Below are 12622 nucleotides of genomic sequence, written 5' to 3'. Positions count from 1 at the left end.
TTGCGGCAGGCGTTAATCAAAAATTCTGGCCGTGTTCGGGCGAATTCGGCTTACCAGCGCTGCTTCAGCAGATTGTTCGGCTGAATGCCGCCAATCGCATGGGCGTTGCCGAAGTGCTGCACGGCGATACCCGCCTCGAACTCTTCACGGAAATATTTAATCGCGCTTTGCAGTGGCTCTACGGCACCTGGCGCGTGGGCGCAGAAGGTTTTGCCCGGGCCGAGGGAACGGCACAGCTGTTCGAGGGTTTCAATATCCCCCGGCTGCCCTTCGCCGTTTTCCAACGCACGCAGGATCTTCACGCTCCACGGCAGGCCGTCGCGGCATGGCGTACACCAGCCGCAGGACTCGCGGGCGAAGAACTCTTCCAGGTTGCGCACCAGCGGCACCATGCCGATTTCGTGGTCTACCGCCATCGCCAGCGCGGTGCCGAGACGGCTGCCGGCTTTACCGATCGCGCCGTATTCCATCGGCAGATCGAGATGATCGGCGGTCAGGAAGTCGGTGCCCGCGCCGCCCGGCTGCCAGGCTTTGAAACGCAGACCGTCGCGCATGCCGCCGGCGTAGTCTTCCAGGATCTCGCGCGCGGTGGTGCCAAACGGCAGCTCCCAGACGCCCGGATTTTTCACCCGGCCGGAGAAGCCCATCAGCTTGGTGCCTTTGTCTTCACTGCCGGAGATGCCGGTGTACCACTCCACGCCGTTCGCCAAAATGGCCGGCACGTTGCACAGCGTTTCGACGTTGTTGACGCAGGTCGGCTTGCCCCACACGCCGGCGCTGGCCGGGAATGGCGGCTTGGAGCGCGGGTTGGCGCGGCGGCCTTCCAGCGAGTTGATCAGCGCGGTTTCTTCGCCGCAGATGTAACGGCCGGCGCCGGTGTGCACGATCAGCTCGAAATCAAATCCGGTGCCGAGAATGTTCTTGCCCAGATAGCCGGCTTCGGTGGCTTCCGCGATGGCGCGACGCAGGTGCGCCGCCGCTTCGATGTACTCACCGCGCAGGAAGATGTACCCGCGGTAGGCTTTCAGCGCGAACGCGGAGATCAGCATGCCTTCCACCAGCAGGTGCGGCAACTGCTCCATCAGCAGGCGGTCTTTATAGGTGCCCGGCTCCATCTCATCGGCGTTACACAGCAGGTAACGGATGTTCATGGATTCGTCCTTCGGCATCAGGCTCCACTTCAAACCGGTGGAGAAGCCCGCGCCGCCGCGGCCCTTCAGCCCGGAATCTTTCACCAGGCCGACGATCTCGTCCGGGGCCAGGCCTTTGAGGGCCTTCTCTGCGCCGGCATAGCCGTTTTTGCTGCGGTATTCGTCCAGCCACAGCGGCTGCTTGTCATCGCGCAGACGCCAGGTCAGCGGATGCGTTTCGGGAGTGCGTACAATGTGCTTGGTCATTGGTACTGCTCCAGTAGCGTCTCGATATCTTCAGGCTTCAGCTGACTGTGCGTGTCGTCATCAATCATCATGGTCGGCCCTTTATCGCAGTTGCCCAGACAGCAGGTCGGCAACAGCGTGAAGCGGCCATCAAAGGTGGTTTGACCCGGCTTGATGTTCAGCTTCTTCTCGATAGCGGCCTGAATGCCTTGGTAACCGGTGATGTGACAAACAACGCTGTCACAATAACGGATCACGTGACGTCCTACTGGCTGACGGAAAATCTGGCTGTAGAACGTGGCCACGCCTTCTACGTCGCTGGCGGGGATGCCCAGCACTTCCGCGATGGCGTAAATCGCACCGTCCGGAACCCAGCCGCGCTGCTTCTGCACAATTTTCAGTGCCTCGATGGAAGCGGCGCGCGGATCCTCGTAATGGTGCTTTTCGTGCTCGATCGCATCACGTTCTTCCGCGCTCAGTACAAATGCATCAACGCCGCTCTGAGGAGCGGCTGCGTTGATGGGCTCGAGCGCATCATTGACTGCGTGATTGTCTTTTTGATCATGCATAGTTAGCGGTCCACATCTGACATTACAAAATCGATACTACCCAGATAGACGATCAGGTCGGAAACCAGGCTGCCACGGATGACCGATGGGATCTGCTGCAGGTGCGCAAAGCTCGGCGTACGTACCCGGGTGCGATAGCTCATGGTGCTGCCGTCGCTGGTCAGGTAGTAGCTGTTGATCCCTTTGGTGGCTTCAATCATCTGGAATGATTCGTTGGCTGGCATCACCGGGCCCCAGGAAACCTGCAGGAAGTGGGTGATCAGCGTTTCAATGTGCTGCAGCGTGCGCTCTTTCGGCGGCGGCGTAGTCAGCGGGTGATCGGCCTTGAACGGGCCTTCCGGCATGTTGTTCAGGCACTGTTCGAGGATGCGCAGGCTCTGGCGCAGCTCTTCCACCTTCAGCATCACGCGGGTGTAGCAGTCGCTGGTGCCGTCGCCGACCGGCACTTCGAAGTCGAAGTTCTCGTAGCCGGAGTACGGACGCCATTTACGCACGTCGAACTCAACGCCGGTCGCGCGCAGGCCGGCGCCGGTCACGCCCCACTCCAGCGCTTCTTTGGCGTTGTAAGACGCGACGCCGATGGAGCGGCCTTTCAGGATGCTGTTCTTCAGCGCCGCTTTCACGTAGGAGTCCAGACGCTTCGGCATCCAGTCGAGGAATTCACGCAGCAGGCGATCCCAGCCGCGCGGCAGATCGTGCGCGACGCCGCCGATGCGGAACCAGGCCGGGTGCATACGGAAACCGGTGATCGCTTCCACCAGATCGTAGATCTTCTGACGGTCGGTAAAGGCGAAGAACACCGGGGTCATCGCGCCGACGTCCTGAATGAAGGTGGAGATGTACAGCAGGTGGCTGTTGATGCGGAACAGTTCGGACAGCATCACGCGGATGGTGTCGACGCGCTCAGGCACCTTGATGCCGGCCAGTTTCTCGACCGCCAGCACGTAAGGCATTTCGTTCACGCAGCCGCCGAGGTACTCGATGCGGTCGGTGTACGGAATGTAGCTGTGCCAGGATTGACGCTCGCCCATCTTCTCGGCGCCGCGGTGGTGATAGCCGATATCCGGCACGCAGTCGACGATCTCTTCGCCGTCCAGTTGCAGAATGATGCGGAACGCACCGTGCGCGGACGGGTGGTTCGGGCCGAGGTTGAGGAACATGAAGTCTTCGTTCTCGGTGCCGCGCTTCATGCCCCAGTCTTCCGGCTTGAAGGTCAGCGCTTCCATCTCCAGATCTTCTTTCTGCTTGGTCAGCACGAAAGGATCGAATTCGGTGGCGCGCGCCGGGTAGTCCTTACGCAGCGGGTGCCCTTCCCAGGTCTGCGGCATCATGATGCGCGACAGGTGCGGGTGGCCGTCGAAGGTGATGCCGAACATTTCCCAGGTTTCGCGCTCGTACCAGTTGGCGTTCGGGAACACCTTGGTCGCCGTCGGCACGTGCAGGTCTTTTTCAGACAGCGCCACCTTCAGCATGATGTCGCGGTTGCGTTCGATGGAAATCAGATGGTAGAAAACGGAGAAATCCGCAGCGGGCAGGCCGTCGCGGTGGGTGCGAAGACGTTCGTCCACGCCATGCAGATCGAACAGCATGACATACGGCTTCGGCTGTTTTCTCAGGAACGTCATTACTTCCAGTAACTGGTCAGGTTTAACCCATACCACGGGCATGCCGGTGCGGGTGGCCTGAACAGTAAAGGCTTCCGGCCCAAAACGGTTGCGCAGTTCGCCGATCACCGGGTCGTCAAGGTGATCTCGGGTCTGCCAGGCAGGCAAGGCGTCGTGCGTCGTCAAATCTGTCATAATTTTTTTTCACCACACTAAAGGGTTATTCGCCGCAAGTTTCACTTTTCGCTGTGTTAACCAATAGCGCACTAAGATGGACGTTAAATGAACGTCTTAAATCTCGTCAGGCGTCCGGAGGTTGGTCACCGCGATGCGCTCGCCGTGTTTACGCTCTCTTTCAGACTGCATATTGGCGCGGTAAACGCCCTGATCGCCGACAACCCACGACAGCGGGCGACGTTCTTTGCCGATAGATTCCTGCAGCAGCATCAGCGCTTGCATGTAAGCTTCCGGACGCGGTGGGCAGCCAGGAATGTACACGTCGACCGGCAGGAACTTGTCCACGCCCTGCACCACGGAATAGATGTCGTACATGCCGCCGGAGTTGGCGCAGGCGCCCATCGAGATCACCCACTTGGGCTCCAGCATCTGCTCGTACAGGCGTTGGATGACCGGGGCCATCTTGGTGAAGCAGGTGCCGGCCACCACCATCAGGTCAGCCTGACGCGGGGAGGCGCGCAACACTTCCGCACCGAAACGCGCCACATCGTGAACGGCGGTAAACGACGTCACCATCTCCACGTAACAGCACGAAAGGCCGAAGTTATACGGCCAAATAGAGTTTTTACGCCCCCAGTTCACCATGTCATGCAGCGCATGTTCGAGTTTACCCATGTAAACCGTGCGGTGGACCTGTTGTTCCAGGGGATCGGCGACGATCTCCTGTTTTTGCAGGGGATAACGGTCGTTCTCACCGTTCGGGTCTATGCGGGTGAGCGTATAGTCCATCTTAATGCCTCGCTGTTACTGCGGATGACTGTTGGTGTTAGTGATCGTGCTTGGTTTGCTGCGGCGTTGGGAACGCGCCGGAGTCCAATCCAACGCGCCGATGCGCACCAGATAAACCAGACCGGCCAATAGCACCAAAATGAAAATGGCGGCTTCGATAAAGCCCACCCAGCCGCTCTCGCGAATCGAGACCGACCAGGCATACAGGTATAAGGCTTCAACGTCGAAAATAACGAAGAACATGGCCACCAGGTAAAACTTGGCGGACAAGCGCATGCGCGCCGTGCCGACGGAGTCGATACCTGATTCAAACGGGGTGTGTTTGGCGCGCGCCCGGGCTCTCCCGCCCAAGAAGAACGCACCCAGCAGCATTAAGCCGCAAAGCCCGATAGCCACGACGAGAAATACGGCGAGCGCCCAGTGATGAGCGATAACTTCAGTGGTTGTTGACATACTCTATGCTTACTCATCAAAAGTGGCGTCGATCGCACTGCTCTTGTCACCGGCAGTTAGTGCGCCACATCGATTTAAGGGAAGGATAAATAACCACACAAACAAACTGCTTTTACAGCGAGTTAGGCAGCGTTTTTCTGTGGGCTTTTTACTCCTTTCTATAACCTTTTGTCAACTTTGACAAAAGTATCTACACACTAGTTTACATACGTATCATTTGATTAACATTTGATGCGCCAGGGACAGGCTAAATCGTGTCAGTTAATTTTTGTGTAGAAACAGATAGATATAAACCAACATGCACATTTCAGTTTTACTATACCATTGTCTCAGGAATTCCCTGTTCTTCCACTCACTACCTAGGGGTATTTTTTTGATCCAGGACACGTTTTCAGCATAAATCCTCAAAAAAAGTGTGGCCCTTTAACAATTTTCCTCAAATTAAGCCGCAAAAACGGCCGCCATAAGCTAACAAAATAACCCTAACATTACCATGCCTTTAACTCATTCAATCTTATTGTTCAAAAAATAAACCCAGCATCTTAAACCCGGTCAAATTCTCTTTTCAGCAACGCTTAAAAGTTAATAAAACAGCCAACTCATAACAAAATCGTCATTAAATCCCTATAACAGTAAAAATCGCCAAAAAACGGCCAAAAAAAACCTCCGCCGAAGCAGAGGTTTTTCATCAGATATCACGCCGCGGCGTTATTCTTCTTCGTCCACCAGGCTGGCATCATCCTGATCGCCCTGGAGACCGGCTTCCGCGCCGTTGAAACCATAGCCGTCATTGCCGCCCTGCATCGCGCTGAAGATGGCCATTGCCAGTTCGTTGCTGCACTGCGCGTTTTTGCACAGCGCATACTGGGTATCCGGCAGCGGCGGCAAACCTTCCACCGCGCCCAGCACCCGCAGATCGGGGCTCATCATCTCGATCGGCCGCGCGGTCACACCCAGACCGGCCTTACAGGCCGCCCGCACCGCAGACAGCGTGGAGGCGACGTAGGCGATACGCCACGGGATACCGGCTTCGTCCAACTGTTTGATCGCCAGCGCGCGGAACGGGCTTGGTTCATCCATCACCACCAGCGGGATAGGTTCGCCGGCCTGATAGTGGTAATCGGCAGCGCAGTACCACAGCGTCGGCGACGTGCGCAGCACGATGTGCGGGTGCCCGGCCGGATCGGCCGTGGTCACCGCCAGATCGATCTCACCCTCTTCCAGCAGATCGACCATCGTCGTGCTGCGCTTTACGCGCACGTCAATGGCCAGCTTCGGATAGATGGCGGTCACGCGGTTCAACAGGAAAGGCAGAATGGTATCGGCGGTGTCGTCGGAAGCGCCGATGGTCAGAACACCTTTAATATTGTTGTACATCAGCGAGGTACAGGCTTCGTCGTTAAAGCGCAGGATCTTCCTGGCATAACCGAGAAGCTGAATACCATGCTCAGTCAGGAGTTTGTTGCGCCCATGGCGGGCAAACAGTTCTTTGCCGACCAGTTGCTCTAATCGCTGCATTTGTTGGCTGACGGCTGATTGCGTACGGCAAACGGCAACAGCCGCCGCCGCGAAGGTATTCAAATCAGCAACCGCAACAAAGGTTCTTAGCAGATCGAGGTCGAGATTAAGTATCGGACGATTTGCAGTTGTCATAGTGTATTCTTCACTTTTTTAAATTCTAATTTACGAACTACTACCCTGGTGTGTTTCTCAGACGCCGTTGAAAAGGACGGAGCCTGTTATGACAGTACCCCACTCATAAGTGGAGGGCAAAAAAATTACTTATGATTCGTTACCTCTATCGCCTTTTAAAATGCGATCTATCGATGGTGCTTATAGAACGCGGGGGACTGAATACCGGTGGAAAGGGAAAACCCCCACCGTACCTGAGATTTTACTCATTGATACCGCCTAATTTCCACTCCATTCGTGCTACTGAGAATCCTTATCAACCGGCGTTCAGACTGCATTACAGAGTAAGAAAAATAAATAATTAACGGCACCAACTTCGTGTTATCACTCAATGAATTTAATAAATTCAATCAGTAAGATTTTTACTTTAAATAATAATCCTATAACCACATAAACAATGCTTAAGCTGAAATATAAAGTAAAGCTAATGTAAATATGCCATTTTCTTAGTGTGGTGCGCTAACCGGCAACCCGCTATCAGACAACTCCGGTATTATCGTTCCTTTACAGTTTATTGAAGCCCATTCTCACTTTCGGCTTATCATTTCACTGCTACCGGCCGCGATCGCCGGCACGTCTCGTTTATCGACACGCAATTTAACAGAACAAAACCCTAGTAAAATTATAGTTCATGAAATTATGAACCACAAAATAACTTTACCTTTGCTTATCATAACTAAAATCCCCCTTTACGACATGCATTTGCACCAAAGGCGTGCAAAACCCTTCAAAAGCAACTACGCCAGGAGTACATTGGGCGGGTTGCGGCGTCCCACGGTAGGAGCGCCCCTATCCCAGCAAAAGGCTCAACTTTTTATGTCCCCCATTGAGAAATCCAGCAAACTGGACAACGTCTGCTATGACATTCGCGGCCCGGTGCTTAAAGAAGCTAAACGTCTTGAAGAAGAAGGCAACAAAGTCCTGAAACTGAACATCGGCAACCCTGCCCCGTTCGGTTTCGACGCCCCGGACGAAATCCTGGTCGACGTGATCCGCAATCTGCCCACGGCGCAAGGTTACTCCGACTCCAAGGGCCTCTTCTCGGCGCGTAAAGCGATCATGCAGCACTATCAGGCGCGCAACATGCGTGACGTGACCGTTGAGGATATCTACATTGGCAACGGCGTCTCCGAGCTGATCGTTCAATCCATGCAGGCGCTGCTCAACAGCGGCGACGAAATGCTGGTGCCGGCGCCGGACTATCCGCTGTGGACCGCCGCGGTCTCGCTGTCCGGCGGCAAGGCCGTACATTACCTGTGCGATGAGCAGGCCGGCTGGTTCCCGGATCTGGACGACATCATCAGCAAGATCACCCCGCGCACCCGCGGCATCGTGATCATCAACCCGAACAACCCGACCGGCGCGGTGTACAGTAAAGCGCTGCTGGAGCAGATCGTCGAGATCGCCCGCCAACACAACCTGATCATCTTCGCCGACGAAATCTACGACAAGATCCTGTATGACGAAGCGGAGCATCATTCGATCGCTGCGCTGGCGCCGGATCTGTTGACCGTGACCTTCAACGGCCTGTCGAAAACCTACCGCGTGGCGGGCTTCCGTCAGGGCTGGATGGTGCTGAACGGGCCGAAGAAGCACGCCAAAGGCTATATCGAAGGGCTGGAGATGCTGGCTTCGATGCGCCTGTGCGCCAACGTGCCGATGCAGCACGCCATTCAGACCGCGCTGGGCGGTTATCAAAGCATCAGCGAATTCATTCAGCCCGGCGGCCGTCTGTACGAACAGCGCAACCGTACCTGGGAACTGCTCAACGACATTCCGGGCGTCTCATGCGTGAAGCCGCAAGGCGCGCTGTATATGTTCCCGCGCATCGATGCCAAACGCTTCAATATCCATGACGACCAGAAACTGGTGCTGGATCTGCTGCTGCAGGAAAAAGTGCTGCTGGTGCAGGGGACCGCATTCAACTGGCCCTACCCGGATCACGTGCGTATCGTCACCCTGCCGCGCGTAGACGAGCTGGAAATGGCGGTCGGCAAGCTGGGCCGCTTCCTTGAAGGCTACCATCAGTAATCGCCTGGGGCGCAGCGCCTTGCTGCGCCCTTCTCTCATTGCCCGGTTGCAAAATTCGCCGTCACTGCTTCACAATGGGGCCCTCACTTGCCGTTAAAGAGAGCACCATGAGCCAGAGCCATTTCTTCGCCCATCTGTCCCGCCTGAAACTGATCAACCGCTGGCCACTGATGCGCAACGTGCGTACCGAGAACGTCTCCGAACACAGTCTGCAGGTGGCCTTTGTCGCCCACGCATTGGCGGTGATCAAGAACCGCAAATTCAACGGCAACCTCAACGCCGATCGCGTTGCGCTGCTGGCGATGTACCACGACGCCAGCGAAGTGATCACCGGCGACATGCCGACGCCGATCAAGTACTACAATCCGCAGATCGCCCATGAGTACAAGAAGATCGAAAAGATCGCCCAGCAAAAGCTGCTGGACATGATCCCCGCGGAACTGCGCAACGATTTCCGCACCATTCTCGATGAGCACTACTACAGCGAAGATGAAAAACAGGTGGTGAAGCAGGCGGACGCATTGTGCGCCTACCTGAAATGCCTGGAAGAACTCTCTGCCGGCAACAACGAATTCACCCTGGCCAAGGCGCGGCTGGATAAAACCCTGGAGCAGCGCCGCAGCCCGGAAATGGACTACTTCATGGAGGTATTCATTCCCAGTTTCAGCCTGTCATTGGACGAAATCAGCCTCGACAGCTCGCTGTAACCCCGCCGGCGCAGCCTCGCTGCGCCGTTAAAAACCGTAGAGCCACGGCACCACAATCACGCTGACCGCCATCACCAACAGGGTGAACGGCACGCCGAGCCGCACGAAATCGCCGAACTTGTAATTGCCCGGCCCCAGCACCAGCGTATTGACCGGTGAAGAGACCGGCGTCATAAAGGCGGCGGACGCGGCGACGGCGATAATCATCGCGAACGGGTATGGCGATACCCCCATTTCGCGCGCGGCGGCAATGGCGATCGGCGCCATCAGCACCGCCGTCGCGGTGTTGGAAATAAACAGGCCGATGGTGGCGCACAAGACGAACAGGCACAGCAGCATCACGCGCGGCCCCGCGCCGCCGGCGACGTCCATCAGCCCGCTGACAATCAGATCCACCCCGCCGGTCTTTTGCAGCGCCTGCGCGAACGGCATCATGCCGACAATCAAAATAATGCTCGGCCAATGGATCGATTTATAGGCGCTCTCCATATCGATGCAGCGGAACTTGCCCATCAGCAAGCAGGCGATCAGCGCCGCGATTGGGTTGGGGATTTCGTCGGTCAGCATCATCGCCACCATCAGCGCCAGACAAAACAGCGCGTGCGGGGCCTGCGTGATGGCCGGCGCCACTTCGTCCACCTCGGCCGGCAGATTGAGCACGATAAAGTCGTGGGTTTTGGCCTGCAGCTGACGAATCGCCTTCCAGTCGCCGATCACCAGCAAGATGTCGCCCAGTTCCAGCGGCTCGTCCACCAATTTGCCGCCCAGCGTCTCGCCGTGGCGGCGGATGCCCACCACGTTCAGATCGTAGCGGCTGCGGAACGCCGCTTCGCGCAGGCTTTTGCCCAGCAGCGCCGAGTCCGGGATCAGCGAGACCTCCGCCATGCCGACGTTGCGCGACTGTTCCGAGAAGTAATCGCCGCGCAGCACCATCGGCTCCAGCCGCTGTTCGCCGCAGAATTCGCGCAGATCGACCTGGCTGTCCGACATGTCGATCAAGAGGACGTCGCCCTCGCGCAGCTCGGTGCTGCCGGAGGCGCTGACCATCACCCGCCGGAAGCGTTTCCAGCGCTCGATGCCCACCACGTTGGCGCCATAGCGCGCACGCAGGTGCAGCTCGTCCAGCGAACGCCCGATCAGCGGCGAAGCGCTGCGGACAGCCAGCCGCCGCGCACGGCCGGTCAGCTTGTAATCGCGGATCAGGTCACGGAAGGAGCGGCGCTGCCAGTCGTCGCCGGCTTTGCCCGTGTCACTGCTGCCCAGCCAACGGCGGGCGATCAGCATGTAGCCAACGCCCAGCGCCAGCACCACCAGGCCGATAGGCGTCACGCTGAAGAAACCGAAACCATGGATGCCTTCGCGCACCAGTTCGCTGTTGACCACCATGTTGGGCGGCGTGGCCACCAGCGTCATCATGCCGCTGATAAGCCCGGCGAAACTGAGCGGCATCATCAGCCGCCCCGGCGCGATCTTCATTCTCGCCGTCACGCTGAGCACCACCGGGATAAAGATCGCCACCACGCCGGTCGAGCTCATAAATGCCCCGAGCCCGGCGACCGTCACCATCAGCAGCATCAACATTTTGGTTTCGCTGCTGCCGGCGACTTTGACCAGCCAGTCGCCCACCTGATAAGCCACGCCAGTGCGCACCAGCCCTTCGCCGATCACGAACAGCGCGGCGATCAAAATCACGTTGGGATCGCTGAAACCGACCGTCGCCTCCTGCAGGCTGAGCGTGCCGCTCAGCACGAAAGCGATGATCACCAACAGCGCCACCACGTCCATACGCAGCTTGTTGGTGGTAAACAGCACGATGGCAATCAGCAGTAAACTCAGCACCCACAGTAATTCGCTGTTCAAAACGGCCTCATCCGGCAAATGTCCAAAGGCCTAAAAAATAGCATAAAAAAACCCCGCCGAGGCGGGGTCTAATCAATTAGGGTGAAGATAATGCCACTTAGGCCAGCCGGCGAACGATCGCGCCCTGCGCCGTTTTATCGACGGCGATCTGCGCCAGCGAATCCAGCCGCAGGTCGACCTGCTCCAGCTTCGGCGCATCGGCCGGGGCGTTGACCGCAATCACCTGGCAACCCGCCGCCAGGCCGGAGAGAATGCCGGCCGGTGCGTCTTCGACCACCACGCACTCGTGCGGCGCCAGCCCTAGGCGCTCGGCGCCCAGCAGATAGGCGTCGGGCTGCGGTTTACCGTGTTTAACCTGCTCAGCGGTGATGAACACCGCCGGCTGCGGCAAGCCGCCGGCCTGGCGGCGGGCGCTCGCCACCGGCACCGAACCGGAGGTGACGATCGCCCAAGGGATGCCGAGCGCGTTCAGGCGCTCCAGCAATGCAATGGCGCCCGGCAGCGCGCGAACGCCGTCGGTATCCTGCGCTTCCACCTGCTCCAGCAATTGGAATTCACGCTGAATTTCCGCTTCGCTTTCGCCCGGCATAAAGTGGCGCAGAGAAGTAATGGCCTGTTTACCGTGAATGAAGTCCAGCACCGTTTGCGGGTCGACGCCGCGGCGCTCGGCCCAGTGCGTCCAGGCGCGCTCTACCGCCGGCAGCGAATCCACCAGGGTGCCATCAAGATCGAACAGAAAACCCTTACACTCCACAGAAAACCTCTTCTTAATCAAGCATTGATGATTTGCGCTATCTCAACGGCGCTCAAATGATACTGGCGCGGGCAGGCCTGCCAAATCGCCAGCATACGCTGATATTTTTCCCACATTTTGGTCTGGGCGTTAAAACCGTGGCTGCCGGAATCAAAGTGAGTATAGCGCCCCTCGGTGCTAACCAGGAAACGCACGTAACTCAGGTAGCGCGCCTCGGTCGCGGCATCGAAACCGAGAAACGCCAGGCGGCGCTCGTCCAGATCCTGCTTCTCTTTCAGGTTGCCCCAGGAAACCTGCAGCGCATGATGCATCTCCATCACGTTGATGATGGTGCGGCACACCTCTTCGCTCAGTTCGCCGAAGTCGCGATCCAGCTCGCGCATTTGCAAACCGAAGCCGCGTTCGACGATGGTTTGCAACCGGCGATAACGATCGCCGTTGTCCGGATCGAGCAGGGTCATCATCTTGTACTGATTCGACAGGATCAGCCGCTGGGCGTTGGTCATTTCCATCAGGATTTCCTCATTTCTGTGTGATGGCGGGAGCATCGCACAGCGCAAGAACGCAGGAAATCACAACTCGACCGTTCTTTGATTTAAACCGGGGTTAT

At 57.5% G+C, this 12622-nt stretch carries 11 protein-coding genes; 2 read left to right on the top strand and 9 right to left on the bottom strand.

The features are described 5' to 3' along the window. Positions 1 to 50: 50 nt before the first annotated feature. From nuoF to lrhA, 6 genes are all read right to left on the bottom strand, one after another. The gene (gene nuoF / locus AC2CGQ_RS02535; protein ID WP_015378579.1) at positions 51 to 1397 is read right to left on the bottom strand and encodes an NADH-quinone oxidoreductase subunit NuoF; all 1347 of its coding nucleotides are present in this window, start codon (positions 1395 to 1397) and stop codon (positions 51 to 53) included. After that, positions 1394 to 1945 carry an NADH-quinone oxidoreductase subunit NuoE gene (nuoE, locus tag AC2CGQ_RS02530; RefSeq protein ID WP_015378580.1) on the bottom strand — a complete coding sequence of 184 codons (552 nt, stop codon included), beginning with the start codon at positions 1943 to 1945 and terminating at the stop codon, positions 1394 to 1396. The genes nuoF and nuoE overlap by 4 nt, the downstream gene beginning before the upstream one ends. 2 nt (positions 1946 to 1947) lie before the next feature. Continuing rightward, on the bottom strand, positions 1948 to 3744 hold the full coding sequence (gene nuoC, locus AC2CGQ_RS02525; protein WP_004936036.1) for an NADH-quinone oxidoreductase subunit C/D: 1797 nt from the start codon (positions 3742 to 3744) through the stop codon (positions 1948 to 1950). Positions 3745 to 3840: 96 nt separating this feature from the next. Next, entirely contained in the window at positions 3841 to 4515 is a 675-nt protein-coding gene (locus tag AC2CGQ_RS02520; RefSeq protein WP_004936039.1) for a NuoB/complex I 20 kDa subunit family protein, read from the bottom strand. 15 nt (positions 4516 to 4530) lie between these two features. Then, complete coding sequence (nuoA, locus tag AC2CGQ_RS02515) at positions 4531 to 4968, bottom strand: NADH-quinone oxidoreductase subunit NuoA (RefSeq protein WP_004936040.1); 438 nt, start codon at positions 4966 to 4968, stop codon at positions 4531 to 4533. Between the two features lie 708 nt (positions 4969 to 5676). Continuing rightward, complete coding sequence (gene lrhA / locus AC2CGQ_RS02510; protein WP_004936045.1) at positions 5677 to 6621, bottom strand: transcriptional regulator LrhA; 945 nt, start codon at positions 6619 to 6621, stop codon at positions 5677 to 5679. Positions 6622 to 7476: 855 nt separating this feature from the next. On the opposite strand from lrhA, the gene AC2CGQ_RS02505 reads away from it, so the two are divergent. Together AC2CGQ_RS02505 and yfbR are read left to right on the top strand one after the other, a co-directional pair. Continuing rightward, positions 7477 to 8691: a pyridoxal phosphate-dependent aminotransferase gene (locus AC2CGQ_RS02505; protein ID WP_004936047.1), complete on the top strand. Its 1215-nt coding sequence runs from the start codon at positions 7477 to 7479 to the stop codon at positions 8689 to 8691. Between the two features lie 107 nt (positions 8692 to 8798). After that, entirely contained in the window at positions 8799 to 9398 is a 600-nt protein-coding gene (yfbR, locus tag AC2CGQ_RS02500) for a 5'-deoxynucleotidase (protein ID WP_015378582.1), read from the top strand. 27 nt (positions 9399 to 9425) lie between these two features. On the opposite strand, the gene AC2CGQ_RS02495 is transcribed toward yfbR, so the two are convergent. From AC2CGQ_RS02495 to AC2CGQ_RS02485, 3 genes are all read right to left on the bottom strand, one after another. Next, complete coding sequence (locus AC2CGQ_RS02495; RefSeq protein WP_076740584.1) at positions 9426 to 11276, bottom strand: SLC13 family permease; 1851 nt, start codon at positions 11274 to 11276, stop codon at positions 9426 to 9428. Between the two features lie 79 nt (positions 11277 to 11355). Beyond that, positions 11356 to 12012 (bottom strand): sugar phosphatase, encoded by a 657-nt coding sequence (locus AC2CGQ_RS02490; RefSeq protein WP_076740583.1) that lies wholly within the window; start codon positions 12010 to 12012, stop codon positions 11356 to 11358. Between the two features lie 17 nt (positions 12013 to 12029). After that, positions 12030 to 12524, bottom strand: a complete 495-nt coding sequence (locus tag AC2CGQ_RS02485) for a YfbU family protein (protein WP_004936059.1) — start codon at positions 12522 to 12524, stop codon at positions 12030 to 12032. Between the last annotated feature and the right edge of the window lie 98 nt (positions 12525 to 12622).

It is taken from the genome of Serratia sp. DFXYC6, from assembly GCF_057196085.1.
The sequence above is the reverse complement of the archived record's forward strand: the minus strand, read 5'-3'. Positions and strand labels throughout refer to the sequence as shown.

What these genes read in the sequence shown, in the direction of transcription:
- nuoF (WP_015378579.1), bottom strand. Translation starts at nt 1,397, where the DNA reads ATGACCAAGCACATTGTACGCACTCCCGAAACGCATCCGCTGACCTGG.
- nuoE (WP_015378580.1), bottom strand. Translation starts at nt 1,945, where the DNA reads ATGCATGATCAAAAAGACAATCACGCAGTCAATGATGCGCTCGAGCCC.
- nuoC (WP_004936036.1), bottom strand. Translation starts at nt 3,744, where the DNA reads ATGACAGATTTGACGACGCACGACGCCTTGCCTGCCTGGCAGACCCGA.
- AC2CGQ_RS02520 (WP_004936039.1), bottom strand. Translation starts at nt 4,515, where the DNA reads ATGGACTATACGCTCACCCGCATAGACCCGAACGGTGAGAACGACCGT.
- nuoA (WP_004936040.1), bottom strand. Translation starts at nt 4,968, where the DNA reads ATGTCAACAACCACTGAAGTTATCGCTCATCACTGGGCGCTCGCCGTA.
- lrhA (WP_004936045.1), bottom strand. Translation starts at nt 6,621, where the DNA reads ATGACAACTGCAAATCGTCCGATACTTAATCTCGACCTCGATCTGCTA.
- AC2CGQ_RS02505 (WP_004936047.1), top strand. Translation starts at nt 7,477, where the DNA reads ATGTCCCCCATTGAGAAATCCAGCAAACTGGACAACGTCTGCTATGAC.
- yfbR (WP_015378582.1), top strand. Translation starts at nt 8,799, where the DNA reads ATGAGCCAGAGCCATTTCTTCGCCCATCTGTCCCGCCTGAAACTGATC.
- AC2CGQ_RS02485 (WP_004936059.1), bottom strand. Translation starts at nt 12,524, where the DNA reads ATGGAAATGACCAACGCCCAGCGGCTGATCCTGTCGAATCAGTACAAG.